Raw genomic sequence first — 18,275 nt, 5'->3', positions numbered from 1 at the left:
GAGCAGGGCCCGTTCCCCACTCTCCCACCTCGCGTTAGCAGGTGGGAGTTCTTGAACAATTATCCCTTACCTATCAAACTTGCATCCTGACACTATGCACATTTTGGCTGTTTTGTCAACTCCCCCCCTCTAGAGTTCAAAAAAATATTCGTGGATCGCCAGCAAATTTCACTCAGGCGATCGCCCTCTACTTCCCCCTATTCAATACGGCAATATAGCTGTTTGAGGTTATTTCTCGGTAGCCACAGATACCCAATAACTGCTTATACCCACACGAAGATGAACTATAACCTATAGACTCTACTCTATCATCCTTTTTGAGGGCTGTCAAGTGGCGTATTTTCGTGGTTTTTTTGGGCGAAAATGATAATCATTTTCATCCAAAATTTTTTGACTGTTTTTTTATTTGTATCAAACATATCGCCAATAATAACTAATACTTATATAAAACCCCCTTGGGGTAGCTTATGGTCAAAGCCGCCATTTTCCGATCACGATAGCATCAAGTCAAATGCTATCCTTTGAGAGGCGATCGCAATTAAACCCGATAGTTGTTCAATCCATAGAAGATACCGATGTAGCTTTTAATATCAATAACTGACGACGAATTTTCTGGGTGTAAGCATCAAACTCATCAAGTTCTGAGGGAGTAATTATAATCCCTTTTTGAGACAACCTGTGCAGTCTATCCTCGCGTATATAGCCGGACAATTTGAAGTCAGGGTGCTTTCCGGCAGCGAACCCAGAAGATACTGGTAAGTGATGTGTATGAGCTTTGGTGGTCATAGTCGAGGGCCTTCGAGTTAATCATCAACACAGTAAGCAGTAAGTCTTTAGGCTTATTCCCAAATCTATTCTTCTTTTATACAAACAAGCCATCATATTTGAGTAGGGTATCTCACCATCTACTGACCCATGCAGGCCAGTCAACAGCAACTCAAATTCCAATTTATTTAACAATCAAGCGTAAATCTATAGCGCGCCGAAGTTGGTGTCGTAACCAGCCACTGGTAAAGATAGGCAGGAAAATCCATAATTGACAATTGTTCATGAAATCTATCCCCTTTCCTGCTACCCGCTACCTTCTCACCTATAACCTCTTCCTTATTTTGTCATGAATACACGATCGCCCATTGCTATAGATTGAGACTCCCTTGTAGTCGGTCAGTATAGAATACCCACATCCCCATATTCTGATTACATTTGCGATAACCGCAAAATTGTCCGATTATCTATCGCCTCACTGGCACCGAACCCCTCAAAATACTGTCGGACTAGGGGGGGAAACTCAGGAAAATCAAACCTCGCATCACCCCCAGCGATATCCGCCCAAAAATAGCGCAGACTGGGGGCTAACTCCTCAGCTTCTAATTGGGAAAGACCTAGGGGAGGTCCCATTAATAACCGCATCATAAACGGAAAGGAGCGATCGCCCATCCATTCCCTAGAAATACTTGGTAAGTCAGGAAAACCCGGCACGGAGACAATGCGGTGCGACTCAATTTCTAGCCTCTGTTGACCCTGATCATCCCTAGAAAAATTCAGGATACGGTAGGGGTGAGGATAACTAACCAAAGAACCCGTAGTGATATCATAAACTCCCCGCCATTTAGCAATATCCTGTACATGGAGATGACCTGTAAAAACTAACTGAACTCCCCCCCTCTCCAGCACCTCTAACAATTGAGGAGCATTCGACAACATATAACGCCGACCTAGGGGATTAGTAGACTGTCCGGGTAGGTGTTCAATGATATTGTGGTGAATCATCACTAACACCAATTCATCAGTGGATTTAGCCAAAACATCTCTCAGCCAGTCTAGCTGCTTTTCATCCACATATCCGATTTGATTTCCCTGTTCATCAAACCCATTGGAATTGAGACCAATTAACCGCACACCCGACCTTAATTCGCAGGTGTAGTACAGACAACTCCTGTCTTGATAACCGCAGTGGGGATAGTATTCGGGAAACTCCGATAAACCAATTAGGGACCCTTCCCCTACCGCTAAAGGTACATCATGGTTTCCAGGAACTACATAAGCTGGATAGGGTAGGTTTTTTAGGCGATCGCTTAACCAAGCGTGATTATCCCGTTCCCCGTGTTGGGTGAGATCTCCAGGTAGCAGCAGAAAGTCTATATCCAGCCTTTCGAGATGTTCAAAGACCTGTTCTAGGGCTGCAATGCTAACTTCCACTAAATGAAAGCGTTTCGGATGATCCCAAATGGTGTCAGGAAGGGCAATATGTAAGTCGCTGGCGATCGCAAATCGAAAGTTTAGAACCATAATCTAATACTCTATCATGCAGATCTCTCAGTTTTGATCTAAACTAGAAGCAGGGTTATGGCAAATGAACGGATATGGTTGTAAACTTGCGTCGTCCCATCTTAGTTGGTGGCATTGGGTTATCTGTAGTTCTCTGGCTGTGGGATACAGTCGGCGACTCGGCAGTGGAATTCGGAGAAACAGCAGTTTTTGGGGCGATCGCTTTAGGCGGTGGTCTCTGGTGGCTACAGCGAAAATTTCCTCAGTCTGACCAGAGCAGCAAAAATTCCCCCCCTATTAATCGGGAAATTACCGAAGCTGCTATTCAGGAAACCGAAACCTTAATTGATAACTTAGCTACCAAGGCGGAAACTATCCTTTCGGGAAATGACCTCTCACCGACTATCGCTGATTGGCGATCGCAGGTTGCTGACTTACACACAGCTATTGATAGACAAGATTTATACCTGGCTATTACCGGAAAACCACAGGTTGGGAAAACTTCCTTAAAAACCGTTTTAGAAACTACTACCTGGACTCAGAAACAGTTAACTATTACCGAAGTTGACCCCGACTCCTCAGACAATTTGGGAACTTCTGATTTAGTCATGTTTTTAGTAGATGGTGATTTGACTGAACCTGAATATAAAACCCTTAGTGATTTGTGCGATCGCCAACCCACCCTCTTGGTCTGGAATAAACAAGATCAATGTCCTTTAGAGCATCAGGTAGTCGTTTTAGAAAAACTGCGCCAAACTATGGCTAATCAATTGGCGGCGAGTGATGTCATTGGTATTTCCGCTTCTCCTAGTGCCATTAAAGTCCGCCAATATCAGGATGAAAATTCCGTCCAAGAAAGGATGGAAACACCATTACCCCAAATCGAAATACTTACCGAAAATCTCGATCGCCTTTTTATCCATCAAGGCGAGGCTTTGGTTTTCGCCACCACTTACCGACAAGCGATCGCACTTCAGCAAACCGTCAAAACCCATTTAAACACAATTCGCCGCCAGCAAGCCCTCCCCACCATAGAACAATATCAGTGGATCGCTGCGGCTGCCGCTTTTGCTAACCCAGTCCCCGCCTTAGACCTTCTCGCCACCGCTGCCATTACCTCTCAGTTAGTGCTAGACTTAGGGAAAGTCTATGATTGCCAATTTTCCCTCGAACAAGCACAGCAACTCGCTAAAACTCTCGGTTCCCAAATGGTAAAATTAGGCTTGGTCGAGTTATCCACCAAAACCTTAACAACCCTCCTCAAAACTAACACCGTCACCTATGTGGCTGGGGGAGTTATTCAAGGTGTCACGGCGGCTTATCTAACTCGCATTGCTGGCTTGAGTTTAATTGAGTATTTCCAAACCTGCGAAACCGGAAACAACTTTTCCTTAAATATCGAGTCCTTCTCAAATACCCTCAAGTCCGTATTCCAAAATAACCAGCAGTTGTCAACATTACAGAGTTTTGTCCGACAGGCTACTAGCCATATTCTCCCAGCCAGGGAAGTTTCCCCAACTCCCCCTTTACCTGCGAAGTCCTAACAGGGGCGGCGGGTCGATTAAACCAAGTCCCAAAAGGGAAGTTAAGTCTACCCGCCAAAAACCGCCTACATATCGAAGCAATCAGGAGAGCGGAAGGTTAATCAAAACTTCCCTTCCAACCCACCCCCATTGTATCATGATTAACCCTCAACTGTCAACTCTTAACGCCGTCTGTGGTTGGACATAATCAGCGAGTTGAATAGAAACTGGCGAAGAATGCCAGATCTGATCGCAGTATTCTCGGATAGCGCGGTCAGAAGAGAATTTACCACAACGCGCCGTATTGACAATGGACATTTTCAACCAACGATCGCGATCGCACCAAGCCTGAGAAATGGTATCCTGACAGTCAATATAGGACTGGTAGTCAGCAAATAGCATATACTGGTCTTGGTGTAGCAGGGAATCAATCAGAGGCTGAAATAGGGTGCTGTCTTCATCAGCAAAATGACCCGACCCGATTAGATCGATAATCTCCTTGAGTTGAGAATTACCATAGTAATAATCCCAGGGATTATAACCCTCAGCCTTGCGCTGGTAAACCTCATCAGCACTCAAGCCAAACCGAAAGAAATTCTCTTCACCAACCTCTTGGCAGATCTCAATATTAGCACCATCCCAAGTCCCTATGGTCAAAGCGCCATTAAGGGAGAACTTCATGTTACCAGTACCAGAGACTTCCTTGCCAGCAGTAGAAATCTGTTCAGACACATCAGCCGCCGGATAGAGCATTTGGCTATTAGCAATATTATAGTCTGGAAGAAACACAACTTTCAGGCGATCGCCCACATCTGGATCATGGTTAATCACCTCAGCCACCGAGTGAATCAACTTAATCATTAATTTTGCCATAAAATACCCCGGAGCAGCCTTCCCGGCGAAAATAAACGTGCGAGGGGCAATATTTACAGTCGGGTCTTGCTTAATCCGATGATAAAGAGTAACAATGTGCAGGATATTCAAATGCTGGCGTTTGTATTCATGAATAGGTTTCACCTGAACATCAAACAGAGACTCTGGGTTAACCGTCACCCCCAAACGCTGTTGAATATGACCAGCCAGGGAACGTTTTAGATCTAGTTTAACCTGTCCCCAACGATAGCGAAAATCCCCGTCATGTGCGAAGCCTTCTAACTGGCGCAAATCATCTAAATGGGTAATCCAATGTTCCCCAATTTTTTCAGAAATCAACTTAGTCAGACCCGGGTTATTTTGCACCAACCAACGTCGTGGCGTTACCCCATTAGTTTTATTGCTGAACTTGTGGGGGAACAATTCATAAAAATCTCCCAGAATATCTTTAGTCAACAATTCCGTATGTAATTCGGTGACACCATTAATCGAATGACTCCCCAAACAAGCCAGGTTAGCCATTCTTACATAACGTTCTCCCGTTTCATCAATTAATGAAAGTCTGGCAATTTTATGACCATCACGACCATTACTATTACGGACTTCTTCTAAAAAGCGGCGGTTAATTTCATAGATAATTTCTAGGTGGCGAGGAAGCAGACGACCCCACCAACTTACCGGCCACTTTTCTAAAGTCTCTGGTAGTAAAGTATGGTTGGTGTAAGAGAAAGTTTTTTGAGTAATTTCCCAAGCATCATGCCACTCGATATCATGTTCATCCATTAACAACCGCATCAATTCTACTATAGCAATAGCCGGGTAAGTATCATTGAGTTGAATGGCAAATTTTTCCGGGAAGTTTTCCAGGTTTCCACCGGATTTTAGATGCCAGCGGATCATATCTTGTAAAGCACAGGACACCAAGAAAAATTGCTGTTCTAAACGCAGTTGTTTACCCGGTATGGGTTCATCATTAGGATAGAGAACTTTGGTGATATTTTCAGATAATACTTTTTGGTCAACTGCGCCGTAATAGTCTCCGAGATTAAATGCTTGGAAATTGAAAGACTCTGGCGCTTCGGCTTTCCACAGGCGCAAGGTATTTACAGTATTGACTTTGTAGCCACTAATAGGAGTGTCGTAGGGGATACCTTTAACTACTTGGTGAGGAACCCAAGTGGCGTGATAGTTGCCTTCTTCGTCCGTGTAGCCTTCCGTATAGCCACCAAATTTGACCTCCACTGCCGCCTCTGGGCGGACTATTTCCCAGGGGTTGCCTTTTTGTAGCCATTTATCAGTAATTTCTACCTGCCAACCATCCTGTATTTCCTGTTTAAACACCCCAAATTCATAGCGGATACCATAACCTATAGCTGGAATTTCCAGGGTAGATAGGGAGTCCATATAGCAGGCGGAAACACCACCATTACTCCCATTTCCTAGTCCGGGTTCTGATTCTTGTGCCACCAGTTGGGAAAAGTCTAAACCCGACTCTTCTACGGCTTGTCGCACTTGGTCATAAATTCCCAGATTAATTAGATGATTCACTAAGTGGGGACTTACTAGAAATTCTCCCGATAGGTAACAGACTACTCTGGTGTTATCTGATGGCTGAGTGAAGGTGCGAACTGTATTTAACCATTTGGTTAAAAGGCGATCGCGCACTGTATAAGCCAGGGCTAAATATAAGTCATTTAAGGTGGCAATTTCTGGGTATTTTCCTTGGATATAAAACAGGTTATCTGCTAAGGCACGCCGCAGGGTTTCAATACTTAATCCGGTGCGATCGTCTTCCCCTGTCACCTGTGAATCATTGAGGTTTTCTGATGAGGTTTCTGTCATGGCTTTTCACCCATTAAAGTAAGTGGTTATATCCAGGATATTCTGAGTCTTAAATGCTGCCCAATTTGCCAATTGTCAAATTGGGGATTTTATCCTGGTTCTGATTAGATGAATCCTGATTCAATCCGGGCTTTTTCAACAGGCAATTATCAGCTAATTATGAGCGTCTCGCCATTTTTTAATTGCTGCTACAACTTCGGGATGATTCTCAGAAGATGCCCAAATTAAAGCCGTCCAATTGTTGTTATCCTTAGCCCGAAAATTGGCACCCTTATTCAGTAACATCTCAACCATCTGTACATGACCCCTACCAGAGGCGGCCATCAATGCTGTTAAGCCAAAATCGGTCTGAGCATCAATTTCAGCCCCAGCTTGTAGTAAACTTTCAGCTATAGTTAAATGGCCCTGTGCCGCCGCCTCCATCAGCGGAGTCCAACCATCATTATCTCCGAGGTTAACATCAGCCCCGGCCTCTATCAGGTTTTGGGCGATCGCCTCTAGTCCCTGTCCCACTGCTGTCACCATGGCGGTTGTGCCATCATCACCCACAGCATTGATATCTTTTTCCGCTGCTATTAAAGCTGATAATTCCTCAAGATTGCCTGTTTTGATGGCTTTAATTAACTCGGTCATAGTCGCTTTACCCTTCTCGCCCTGATGTTATTATCTCATAACCTTACATTTTAGGAAACTACCAAAAAGCGACTTCTTAATTAATGTTTGATTGGGCTAAAACAATGGCTTATTGTATCATTCCAATTTACGCTATCATAGCACTACAATCATGCGATCGCAACCCCCAGACCAGACTGGGGACTGAGACATATGGCATAACAAGTCCGTAGTCCTACCATTTACCATGATTGATTGTCCATTAGACAAAGTAGCCATGAAATCAACTCTCAATCAACAGATTCAACAGTTTTATGATGCTTCCTCCGCCCTGTGGGAACAAATTTGGGGGGAACATATGCACCATGGCTATTATGGACCCGAAGGGAATCTGAAAACCGAAAGACGACAGGCGCAAATTGACCTAATCGAAGAATTACTAAAGTGGGGACTTGATCAGACAACCCCAACCCCTAAGATTTTAGACGTAGGTTGTGGCATTGGGGGGAGTAGTCTTTATTTAGCCGAAAAGTTTAACGCCAGAGTTACAGGCATCACTCTCAGCCCGGTACAAGCCCAAAGAGCAGGCGATCGCGCCGCCGAAGCTAGATTAAGTCAAAATGTGAATTTCCAGGTTGCCAACGCCCTAGCAATGCCCTTTGAGGACGAATCCTTTGACCTGGTGTGGTCTCTGGAAAGTGGCGAACATATGCCCAACAAAATCCAATTTTTGCAAGAATGCCACCGAGTCCTCAAACCCGGTGGCACGTTTTTAATGGCTACTTGGTGTCATCGTCCCCTAGGGGGAGACCCAGGACAACTCACAGACGCAGAACGTCACCACCTCGCCCAAATTTACCAAGTTTATGCCCTACCCTATGTGATCTCATTGCCAGAATATCAAGCGATCGCCACTCGGGTAGGGTTTAATAACATTGACACCGCCGACTGGTCAAAAGCAGTCGCCCCCTTCTGGGATATAGTCATTGATTCCGCCTTTGACCCCGCCGCCATTTTCGGTTTACTCATCAGCGGACCTTCAACCATCAGAGCCGCATTATCCCTAGGATTAATGAGTCAAGGATATGAACAGGGTTTAATTCGGTTTGGACTACTGCGGGGGACCAAATAATCTAGCCTTGACTAGACAATGTAAGGAGAGTTGATCGCCTCAGCGCGCCCAGTGGCTACCAGAGTTTGATAGAGAATTGCCGAAATTTCCGCACGGGTAATATCCCGCTGAGGAGCCAGGGTAGTCCGAGTTGGATAGTTGACAATAATCCTTCGCTCTGTAGCAGTAGCGATCGCATCTGTAGCATAACTAGGAATCTGAGCGCGATCGGTGTAACCATTCAAAGAATTAGGATTACCACCAGTCAACTTGAGACCATTAATCAATGATACCACCGCCTGAGCCCGGTTCAAATTCTCATTAGGTCGGAAAGTGCGATCGGGGAAACCCGCCAAAAATCCGGCCCGGTTCGCTTGTTCAATAGCCACTTTCCCCCAGAAATCAATAGCCACATCCCTAAATGCAGTCGCCTGCTGAATAGGAGCCATATTAAACGCCTTAGCCAGCAAAGCCGCGTGTTGGGCGCGAGTTAAATTCTCATTGGGTCGGAAAGTACCATCAGGAAACCCACTGATAATATTCATATCAGTCAAGCGCACAATAAATTCTCGCGCCCAATGTCCGGTAATATCACTAAAGCGATCGCCTCCCGGAGGTGGAGTCGGAGTCGGAGTCGGCGTGGGAGTCGGAGTCGGAGTCGGAGTCGGGGTAGGAGTCGGAGTCGGGGTGGGAGTCACATTAGCACTAAAATCAATATTTCCCTTCGTGTTAGTGGGGTTAATCTGATTTCCCACAGACACCAAAGTAAACTTCCCAGCATTCTGGACATCATACTTACCATTATTGCGGAAAATATTACCCCCCGCATCTTGAGGGCTACCCAAATCTGGAAAAGCATCTGCAATGACAGTCAAACCATCCTGAAGATTGTTCTCAATCAGATTTTTCCGCAACACAGGCTTAGAACTACCCGAAAGTACAAGACCAGTGCGGTTGTTAGAAATATGGTTGTCGCTAATCAGCGGAGCCGCAGAGGCTTGAACAGCGATCGCAAATCCAGTATCTTGTAGCTTGTTGCCGCGAATTTCTCCCTTAGCATTCCCCGCCAAAGCGATACCATTACCAGCATTTTTTTCAAAGTGGCTAGTCAAAATCTCAGGGATAGCAGTTCCCGTGACAAAAACCCCTTCCCGTTTAGAGTTAAAAAACCGGCAATTAGCCACCACACAATAAACCGACTCAATCCAAACAGCAGTGCCGCGAATTTCCTCATTAGTCACACTCACACCGCGCAGGGTCGAGTTATTTTCCATCACAATAGTTACATTTTGTCCCGCCGCACTAGGACTAGCAAATCGACCGCTTCCAGTAATTTGAGTGCCATTACCTTGGCTAGACTCATTACCGATCAACGTCACACCAGAGATCACATACAACGGGAAAGTTTCCCCTGTAGCCGCCGTATAATTTCCTGGAGCCACTTGTACCACAGTCCCCGCCGTCGCCTGTTGTAAGCCACGGGTGATAGTTTTGAACGGAGCAGAAGCCGTACCCGCCGCCGAATCATTACCTGTCGAGCCATTAACATGGATAGTAGTGGGTGAGGAAGTCGGAGCGCTAGTCGCTACCACATTGATATTACCCTGAACTCTGCCAGCATTGAGCAAATTACCAAAAGAGGCGATCGCCACAGAGCCAGCATGATTAATATCAAACCCGCCATTATTGCGAATCATATTACCACCCGATTCGCTGGCGCTACCCAAATCTGGAGCCGCATCATTAGTAATTACAATACCATCGCCAGTGTTGCGCTCAATCAAATTACGTCGCAAAATAGGGCGAGAGTTGCCAGCAATTAGGAGACCAGAGCGATTTTCAAAAAGCGTGTTATCACTAATGCGCGTCTGAACTTCACCCTTAACCGAGATACCATAGCCCGTATTTTGGAAGGAACTGTTGCGTACTTCCCCCTTAACATTACCCTCCAGCGAGAGGCCATAGCCTTCATTTTCCACAAAGGCATTACTGAGGATATTAGGAGCCCCTGAGCCTGTAGCGTAAATTCCCTCGCGGCGACAGCGGGTAAATGTGCAGTGTACAATATTAGGCGAGGTAGACTCGACCCAAACTCCCGTACCCCTCACTTGGTTATTAGTTACTGTCACCCCCCGCAGTTCAGCGTTGGTAGCCATCACGATAGTAACTTCTTGGCCGCCTGTACTAGGGCTACTATGGCGACCACTACCTTCAATCAAAATGCCGCTTCCGGTTCCTGATTCATTTCCCACCACAGTGACCCCGCTAGGAATCATAATTGGGAACTGTTCCCCGGTAGCGCTATTATAGGTTCCAGTTTCTAATTGAATGAAAGTTCCTGATTCAACTTTAGCGCAGGCTGCCGTCAGAGTTTTGTAGGGAGATGATTGGGTCCCGTCACCCTGATCGTTGCCAGTAGATGGATTAACGTAAACTGTTGCCATAATTCTATTGTTGTTGCTGTTGCCAATTCCTGCAATATTTTCGGTAGCTGTTAAACCGCCTAGTTGATGGCACTTGCCACCAGTAACGTGGCGGATTTAGCGGTAGTGGGGGTTCTGTCTGACCCACAATCGGGAAACCATCGCGCACCGACATCATTAATATAACAAACACTCTCCCTAGTTATCCGGTTAATTTCATCTGAATTTCATCTTTGCTAATGGAAATTTCCCCCATCAACTTAATTCCCCTGTGGTTCGTCTGTCTGTTAGCTTTTTATGTGGCTTGCACCCTCGGAGCCAATGATGTGGCTAACTCTATGGGGACTTCTGTAGGGTCAAAGGCGATTACTCTCCGACAAGCTATTATCATCGCTGGGGTTCTGGAATTTTTTGGGGCGGTATTATTCGGGGGTAGGGTTTCGGAAACTTTGGCTACTGGGGTAGTCAAGCCGGAAGAATTTATCCGATCGCCTCAATTGTTCCAATTGGGTATGATAGCGGTATTAGTCTCGACCGGGTTATGGCTACAAATTGCTACCCGTAAGGGTTTACCCGTCGCCTCTTCCCATGCTGTGGTCGGTGCTATTTCGGGATTTAGTGCTGTGGCTGTAGGATGGACTGCTGTAGCCTGGAAAACTGTAGGTTTGATTTCTCTGGCTTGGTTAATTACCCCCCTCATTAGTGCGGCGATCGCTGCCTTACTCTACAGTCTCATTAAATACTGGATTTTGGAACACCCACACCCACAACAACAAATTCTCGAATGGACCCCCTGGCTCAGTTGTGCCATGATTGCAGTGTTTGGCACTTTAGTAGTCCCAGAAATTAGTCAACCCCTCGCCTCTTGGATGAAAAGCCAATGGGGTCTTAATTTTCCTACCCATGATTTGACTATTGCGATCGCTGGTCTCGCTGTAGTTGGCCTTACCTGGTTTAGTTGGCAACCTACTTTTAGATCCGGTGATAGCAAGTCCTCCATTGAAAAACAACTCGCTCAGTTTCAGGTTTTCAGTGCTTGCTTTGTTGCTTTTGCTCATGGGTCTAATGATGTTGGTAACACTGTCGCACCCCTTGCCATTATTGTCTATATCCGACAAACCGCTTCTGTCCCCCTCGGAGAGTTTCATATCCCCCTCTGGGTATTAGTTATTGGCGGCGCTGGTATTGCTACAGGTCTGGCGGTTTGGGGTCAAAAAGTGATCTCCACTGTCGGCGAAAATATTATCACTTTAACCCCTAGTGCCGGATTTTCGGCTGAACTGGCCACCGCCACCACTGTATTAATTGCTTCTAACTTAGGGATACCTGTTTCTACCTCCCATGCGTTAGTTGGCGGTGTCGTCGGGGTGGGAATTGTTCAAGGCTGGAAGTCTATTAAATTTGGGACTGTAGGTAATATCGCCTTGGCTTGGTTAATTACAGTCCCCACCGCTGCATTTTTGGCCGCTACAGGGTTTCTACTCCTGCGATATTTCATCGGGTAGCTTTAGCTATGGTAGCCCCCCACCTCCCCCACCTCCCCATAGTTATCAATATTTTGTCCCCCTCCCCCCCTAGGGGATGTTAAACTATGGGGAAATAGCTCATTGGTGAGATCAGAGGATAAAGACGTGGTGACAACTCCTGAGAAAATTACAAATCCTAGCACCCAATTAAGCGATCGCCCTAAATCAGATCGGGTAGCCGTTTTATTGATGGGTTATGGAGAAGTAGAAAGCTATGAAGACTTTGCCAATTATAATGAACAGGCTTTAAATCTGTTAACCGCCAAATTCGCCCCTGTTCCCACTTGGATTTATCCGCCTCTGGCGCGGATTTTGGCAATCTTTGACCTCCATGAATGGAGTCATCAGCATGGCAATTTCATTTCTCCCCATAATGCCATTTTTGAGAAACAACGCGCCGGAATTGAAGCACATTTACAACAAAAATGGGGCGATCGCATCCAAGTATTTAAAGCCTTTAATTTCTGCGCCCCCTTCCTACCAGAAACCGTTTTAGGTCAAATTAAAAGTGAAGGATTCGACAAAATCCTGATTTATCCACTGTTAGTAGTTGATTCAATTTTTACCAGTGGTATAGCTGTAGAACAGGTGAATAATGCCCTGGCAAAATTAGCCGATACCAACAGCCATTGGGTGACAGGTCAGCGTTATATCCCCTCCTTTTACAATCAGCCTGAATACATTGATTTAATGGCGGAATTAGTGCAGGCAAAAATTGAGGAAGAATTGGCGATCGCACATTTACCCTCCCAAACTGGCATCGTATTAATGAATCATGGATGCCCCCATAAAGCCAAGGGTTTTACATCAGGAATTGATGAAAGTCAAGCCTTATATGAAAAAGTCCGGGAAAAACTCATCAACCGTTATCCCTTAATTTCTGTAGGCTGGCTAAACCATGATACCCCCCTGATTGACTGGACTCAACCGAACGCACAACTAGCCGCCCATAATCTGATAGAATTAGGAGCAACGGCTATTGTCTTCATGCCCATAGGGTTTGCTACCGAAAACCACGAAACCCTATTAGATGTAGAACACATTATCGAGGCATTGCGGCGGCGACATCCCCAAGTAAGATATATTCAGATGGCTTGTGTCAATGACCATCCCCAATTCCTGGAGATGGCTGCTAATTGGGCAGATCCTCAGATTGAGGCATTGTTAAGCCAAACCGCATTATCTATTAATCCTAGCCTGGCAGTACAATCAGATCCAGGTCATCATAGCCATAGCCATCATCATCATAGCCATAGCCATAGCCATAGCCATGATCATGATCATCACCACCATTAAAACCTAGGGGCGGGTTCTCCAATTATCCCCTATGTCTACCAGATTATTCGTCAGCACCCCCGGCTGAAGCACGGGGGCTTCGTGCCCCCGCTTTCAGGTAGCTGACCAGCTTAAGCCTTAACTGGCTACGTTCAGAGCAAGAGTTAAAGTTCCTACCCTGGAATGCGTGCTAGTTCCAGGCTCATGAACCAAATCGTTAAACAGTCCTAAGGGGTTAAGACAGTGCGATTTGGAAAGTACCGACTCTGAACATTAGCGAAGCAAACGTTACGAGCAATCAGAACAGACGCAACAATGTCTAACCATGTTTTCGTTTTAGATACCAACCGCAAGCCCCTGAGACCGTGCAAGCCAGGGGTGGCACGATCACTGCTCAAAGCCGGGAAAGCATCGGTATTTCGACGCTACCCATTCACCATTATTCTAAACAAGGAGGTTGACGCTAATCCTGAACCCCTCGAACTCAAATTAGACCCAGGCTCTAAAGTCACTGGAATTGCCTTGAAGCAAGGGAATCATATTATCTTTGCTGCCGAGTTGCAGCACCGAGGACAGCAGATTAAAGAAGCATTGCTCTCTCGTCGTCAACTCCGACGTTCTCGACGAAACCGCAAGACCCGATATCGACCAGCTCGGTTCTTGAATCGGACTCGGAGCAAGGGTTGGTTAGCTCCCAGCTTGCAGCATCGAGTAGATACTCTAATGACCTGGGTTCACCGATTTCGTAGACTTGCCCCAGTTGGCCGCATTGCTCAAGAGCTAGTACGGTTCGACCTGCAATTGATGGAAAACCCTGAGATATCAGGTGTTGAGTATCAGCAGGGAGAATTACAAGGCTATGAAGTCAGGGAATACCTGTTGTTCAAGTGGGACAGAACCTGTGCTTACTGTGGGGCTCAAAATGTACCACTTGAAGTTGAGCAGATCCAGCCTCGGTCTAAGGGTGGCTCTGACCGGGTTTCTAACCTGACGATGGCTTGCCACTCATGCAATCAAGCCAAAGGCAATGGGGACATTCGGGATTTTTTATCGGGCCAGCCTGATGTCCTGAGTCGTCTTCTGAGGCAGGCCAAATCACCCCTTAACGATGCGGCTGCCGTTAACTCGACCCGATGGGCCTTGTTCAAGGCTCTGAAAGCAACAGGACTCCCAGTTACCACAGGAACGGGCGGACAAACGAAGTTCAATCGACTGAGGCTCAACCTACCTAAAGCTCACTGGCTTGATGCTGCCTGTGTTGGACCAGTCGAATCACTGGAAGTTCTGACTTCAAAACCGTTGCTGATTTTAGCAAAGGGGCATGGAACCCGTCAGATGTGCGGGACGAATAAGTACGGATTCCCGAATCGTCACCGCTCCAGGAGGCAAATTCATAAAGGCTTTCAGACTGGCGACATGGTGACGGCACTGGTCACAGCGGGGAAGAAAATTGGCTCATATCTAGGACGGGTTCTCTGCCGTGCGTCTGGTAGTTTTGATATTACCACCGCTTCGGTACGGGTGGCAGGCATCAGCCACAAATACTGCCAACCGATTCACAGGAAGGATGGTTACGCCTATGCTTGAAAGATTGACGGGGACTAAAGTCCCCCTGTCGCGTTTCCTCCCCGGTCTAAAGACACGGGGCTTCCACGCTCCCAAGAGGTTTACGTGAACTCCCCCCTGTACAATGGTAGGGGTAGCGATCGCGATCGCTACCCCAGCACTAAAGAAACAATAACAAACAAATGCTAATCGGAAAGTTGAATTTCCGCCCTGACCATGGGTTCCCCAATTACCCGGTTAAGGGTAAATCCGATTTTTTCGCAGATATGCTGCATCACCCGGTTATCAGTGAGGATTTCTGCCATAATGGAAGTGAGTTTTTCCTGGCGACCAATATATAGGAGTTGTTCAAGCAACTGCGTCCCTACCCCTTGACGTTGGAAAGAATCAGCCACCAATAGGGAAAATTCCGCCTCATTGCTACCATACACCTTGCTAAGTCGTCCCAAGCCGATGATTTGTCGTTCGTGGGTTTCGGGATTGGTGTATTCTGCTACCAGAGCCATTTCGCGATCGTAATCGATAAAACAGAGTCGGGACATAGGTTCATGACCTGTCCGGGAACTAAGTTTGATCAGATGAGCATAGCGCAAATAAACGCTTTCCTCCGAAAGACTTTCATGGAATTTAACCGCCATGGGTTCATCTTCAGGACGGATAGGACGGATAGTAATAGGGATTTCCTTCTGAGAAACCCAATAGGTGACATATTGCTGAGGATAGGGTCGGATAGCCGGCTTAGATAATTGGTCTTCTGGGGTGTCTGGGTCATGAAGTACCACCCGCGCATCGAGGGCCACCAGTCGGTCTTCCGAAGCCACCAGAGGGTTAATATCAATTTCCTTAATCCAGGGTTGTTCGACCACTATATGGGAAAACCTGACCATAAGCTGTTCAAGGGCATCCATATCGACAGGAGGCCTTCCCCGCACTCCTAACAGGGCTTTATAGATTTTGGTCTGTTCCATCATCCGCCGCGCCAAAGTGGTGTTAAGGGGCGGTAAAGCCAGGATACGGTCTTTAAATACTTCCACCAGTTGCCCACCCGTACCAAATAGCAACACTGGTCCGAATTGAGGGTCAAGGCTACTGCCGATAATTAATTCATAGCCATCTAATTTAAGCATTTCCTGAACCGTGACACCTTGGAAATGTTCAGGTCCGACCTTTTCCGCTACCGAAGAAGCGATCGCCTCATAAGCCGCCTGTACTTCTTCAGCGCTAGTCAAATTAAGTTTAACCCCACCCACATCAGTTTTGTGGGTAATAGTTTCCGACAACAATTTGAGGGCTACCGGATAGCCAATAGCTTCCGCCGCCGCCAAAGCCTCCTCAACCCTTGAAGCCATGCGAGTATCAACCACCGGGATGCCATAAAGTGCTAGAAGTTCCTTAGACTCAAACTCAGTTAGCAAACTTCGTCCTTGGCTAAGGACCTTATCAATCAGATGTTTAGCCGTTTCCAGTGTCGATAAATTATCCTCAGAAGCTGCGAAAGTCGGTGTTTCATACAAGCCACGCAAATTGTAGGTATAGCGCCACATATAGTTAAACATCCGCACCGCCGTATCAGGATAAGAGAAAGTGGCGATATTGGCTTGATTAAGAATCTTAGCCCCTGCTGCCACTTCTGCGCCACCCATCCAACTAGCCAAAATCGGTTTTTTGTGATCCTGCATTGCCAAAAACTTCAACTGTTCCGCCGTTTGAGTGGGGTCAGTCATAGCTTGGGGAGTCAAAATCACTAACAACCCATCCCCACTAGGGTCTTTCACCGCTATTTCAAAGGCTTTCGCGTAACGTTCCGGGTCTGCATCCCCCAGAATATCAATCGGGTTGCTGTGACTCCATTGGGGCGGTAAAACCTGGTTAAGGGCCTTAGTAGTTTCAGAGGATAGTTGTGCTAGGGTTCCCCCTTCAATCAGTAAAGTATCCGTGGTTAGCACTCCCGGTCCCCCTGCATTAGTTAAAATAGTTAGGCGGGGACCTTTAGGGCGTGGTTGTTTTCCCAGCAATTCCGACAGAGAGAATAAATGGGCGATATGATAGACCCGCAAAACTCCACAGCGCCGAAAAGCTGCATCAAGGACATCATCACTCCCCGCCAAGGCCCCCGTATGGGAGGCTGCGGCTTTGGCTGCGGCTTCTGTGCGTCCGGCTTTAATGACAATAATGGGTTTAGTTAGGGCTACTTCCCGCGCTGCTGATAGGAATGACCGTGCATCTCCTATGGACTCCATATAGATGACAATGCTTTTGGTGTTCGGGTCATTACCCAGGTAGTAAATTAGATCTCCCCATCCCACATCTAACATTGATCCGATGGAGACGAAAGCACTAAAGCCGACATTTTCCTGAAAACTCCAGTCTAAAATGGAGGTACACAAGGCCCCACTTTGACTGATAAAGCCTACACTACCGCGAATAGCCATGGCACTGGCAAAAGTGGCATTTAGTCCGGTGAGGGGGTTCATTAGTCCTAAACAGTTAGGACCAATAATCCGCATCGTGCTTTGGCGGGCATATTCCAGGATTTGTTGTTCTAATTCGACCCCCTTGGGTCCGATTTCTTTAAACCCAGCCGAGAGAATGATTGCGCCTTTGACTCCGGCTTCCACGCATTGCCGCACTATATCGGGGACTGTGGGCGCAGGGGTGATAATAATTGCTAAATCTACTGTCTCTGGGACTTCCCCTATACTGGGATAGGCTTTGATACCTAAAACATTGCTACGTTTGGGGTTGATAGGAAATACTGTACCACCAAAGGGGTTACGAATTAGGTTCCACAGCAAGGTTCGCCCTACACTGTTGGGTTTTTCGGTGGCACCTATGACGGCTACTGTTTGGGGTGAAAATATGGCTTTGAGGGGTTGGTGGTCGTAGCGTAAAACGTCATGGGCTGGATCGGTGGTTCTTGATCTGGTGGCTTGCATAAACCATGCCTCTCTGTTGATGGGAGTTTTGCTCTGGTTGGTTGGTGAGTATATGTTACTATTATAGTTCCCATTCACTCTATTGGGCTAGAGGTATTGATTTTTTCCTGAGTTTGGTAACTTTCACTACTTTGGGATTGTTCAGATACCTGGGGCTGATTTATCAAGGGTGCTTGACCTCGGTTTTTGAGTGGCTGCTCAATTTTTTATCATTTGGGGGTTAATTGTCGGTTAAGTTTAATTTAAATAACAAACTATCAATTCCCTACTCACAACGCTGTCCTCCCTCACTACAGCGGTCTCCCCTCTGGGATAGGGAC

At 46.5% G+C, this 18,275-nt stretch carries 12 protein-coding genes; 5 read left to right on the top strand and 7 right to left on the bottom strand.

The window, feature by feature from the left end; genetic code table 11:
• Positions 1–555 precede the first annotated feature (555 nt).
• Positions 556–786, bottom strand: coding sequence for a hypothetical protein (locus P5674_RS12295; protein ID WP_014276793.1), 231 nt, complete (start codon positions 784–786; stop codon positions 556–558).
• 411 nt (positions 787–1,197) lie between these two features.
• A complete protein-coding gene (locus P5674_RS12290; protein WP_006619914.1) occupies positions 1,198–2,289 on the bottom strand; it encodes a metallophosphoesterase family protein in 1,092 nt (363 codons plus the stop codon).
• A gap of 74 nt (positions 2,290–2,363) precedes the next feature.
• On the opposite strand from P5674_RS12290, the gene P5674_RS12285 reads away from it, so the two are divergent.
• The gene (locus P5674_RS12285) at positions 2,364–3,812 is read left to right on the top strand and encodes a slr1306 family protein (protein ID WP_006619913.1); all 1,449 of its coding nucleotides are present in this window, start codon (positions 2,364–2,366) and stop codon (positions 3,810–3,812) included.
• Between the two features lie 147 nt (positions 3,813–3,959).
• Here P5674_RS12285 and P5674_RS12280 read toward each other — a convergent pair whose 3' ends face one another.
• The 3 genes from P5674_RS12280 to P5674_RS12270 form a co-directional block, all read right to left on the bottom strand.
• Entirely contained in the window at positions 3,960–6,506 is a 2,547-nt protein-coding gene (locus P5674_RS12280) for a glycogen/starch/alpha-glucan phosphorylase (protein ID WP_014276792.1), read from the bottom strand.
• 153 nt (positions 6,507–6,659) lie between these two features.
• Entirely contained in the window at positions 6,660–7,139 is a 480-nt protein-coding gene (locus P5674_RS12275; RefSeq protein ID WP_006619911.1) for an ankyrin repeat domain-containing protein, read from the bottom strand.
• A gap of 135 nt (positions 7,140–7,274) precedes the next feature.
• Positions 7,275–7,397 (bottom strand): hypothetical protein, encoded by a 123-nt coding sequence (locus P5674_RS12270; RefSeq protein ID WP_286131296.1) that lies wholly within the window; start codon positions 7,395–7,397, stop codon positions 7,275–7,277.
• On the opposite strand from P5674_RS12270, the gene P5674_RS12265 reads away from it, so the two are divergent.
• Entirely contained in the window at positions 7,396–8,250 is an 855-nt protein-coding gene (locus tag P5674_RS12265; RefSeq protein ID WP_006619910.1) for a methyltransferase domain-containing protein, read from the top strand. The two genes, P5674_RS12270 and P5674_RS12265, sit on opposite strands and share 2 nt — an antisense overlap.
• Positions 8,251–8,261: 11 nt before the next feature.
• On the opposite strand, the gene P5674_RS12260 is transcribed toward P5674_RS12265, so the two are convergent.
• Positions 8,262–10,673, bottom strand: coding sequence for a DUF1565 domain-containing protein (locus P5674_RS12260; RefSeq protein WP_006619909.1), 2,412 nt, complete (start codon positions 10,671–10,673; stop codon positions 8,262–8,264).
• 218 nt (positions 10,674–10,891) lie between these two features.
• On the opposite strand from P5674_RS12260, the gene P5674_RS12255 reads away from it, so the two are divergent.
• The 3 genes from P5674_RS12255 to iscB all read left to right on the top strand — a co-directional run bounded on the left by P5674_RS12255 (position 10,892) and on the right by iscB (position 15,040).
• On the top strand, positions 10,892–12,157 hold the full coding sequence (locus P5674_RS12255) for an inorganic phosphate transporter (protein ID WP_006625611.1): 1,266 nt from the start codon (positions 10,892–10,894) through the stop codon (positions 12,155–12,157).
• Positions 12,158–12,283: 126 nt separating this feature from the next.
• Positions 12,284–13,474 carry a ferrochelatase gene (locus P5674_RS12250; RefSeq protein ID WP_006625609.1) on the top strand — a complete coding sequence of 397 codons (1,191 nt, stop codon included), beginning with the start codon at positions 12,284–12,286 and terminating at the stop codon, positions 13,472–13,474.
• Positions 13,475–13,768: 294 nt separating this feature from the next.
• Entirely contained in the window at positions 13,769–15,040 is a 1,272-nt protein-coding gene (gene iscB, locus P5674_RS12245; protein WP_315670018.1) for an RNA-guided endonuclease IscB, read from the top strand.
• A 164-nt stretch (positions 15,041–15,204) separates the two neighbouring features.
• Here iscB and P5674_RS12240 read toward each other — a convergent pair whose 3' ends face one another.
• Complete coding sequence (locus P5674_RS12240; RefSeq protein WP_006625607.1) at positions 15,205–17,955, bottom strand: bifunctional acetate--CoA ligase family protein/GNAT family N-acetyltransferase; 2,751 nt, start codon at positions 17,953–17,955, stop codon at positions 15,205–15,207.
• Between the last annotated feature and the right edge of the window lie 320 nt (positions 17,956–18,275).

Origin of the sequence: Limnospira sp. PMC 289.06 (assembly GCF_032350395.1) — a bacterium.
Lineage (GTDB): Bacteria > Cyanobacteriota > Cyanobacteriia > Cyanobacteriales > Microcoleaceae > Limnospira > Limnospira platensis.
This window is presented reverse-complemented; position numbering and strand designations above follow the sequence as displayed.

Bases quoted from the DNA above. Each gene is read 5' to 3' on its own strand.
- P5674_RS12260 (WP_006619909.1), bottom strand. From the start codon at position 10,673: ATGGCAACAGTTTACGTTAATCCATCTACTGGCAACGATCAGGGTGAC.
- P5674_RS12290 (WP_006619914.1), bottom strand. From the start codon at position 2,289: ATGGTTCTAAACTTTCGATTTGCGATCGCCAGCGACTTACATATTGCC.
- P5674_RS12255 (WP_006625611.1), top strand. From the start codon at position 10,892: ATGGAAATTTCCCCCATCAACTTAATTCCCCTGTGGTTCGTCTGTCTG.
- P5674_RS12280 (WP_014276792.1), bottom strand. From the start codon at position 6,506: ATGACAGAAACCTCATCAGAAAACCTCAATGATTCACAGGTGACAGGG.
- P5674_RS12240 (WP_006625607.1), bottom strand. From the start codon at position 17,955: ATGCAAGCCACCAGATCAAGAACCACCGATCCAGCCCATGACGTTTTA.
- P5674_RS12275 (WP_006619911.1), bottom strand. From the start codon at position 7,139: ATGACCGAGTTAATTAAAGCCATCAAAACAGGCAATCTTGAGGAATTA.
- P5674_RS12270 (WP_286131296.1), bottom strand. From the start codon at position 7,397: ATGGCTACTTTGTCTAATGGACAATCAATCATGGTAAATGGTAGGACT.
- P5674_RS12295 (WP_014276793.1), bottom strand. From the start codon at position 786: ATGACCACCAAAGCTCATACACATCACTTACCAGTATCTTCTGGGTTC.
- P5674_RS12265 (WP_006619910.1), top strand. From the start codon at position 7,396: ATGAAATCAACTCTCAATCAACAGATTCAACAGTTTTATGATGCTTCC.
- P5674_RS12285 (WP_006619913.1), top strand. From the start codon at position 2,364: ATGGTTGTAAACTTGCGTCGTCCCATCTTAGTTGGTGGCATTGGGTTA.
- iscB (WP_315670018.1), top strand. From the start codon at position 13,769: ATGTCTAACCATGTTTTCGTTTTAGATACCAACCGCAAGCCCCTGAGA.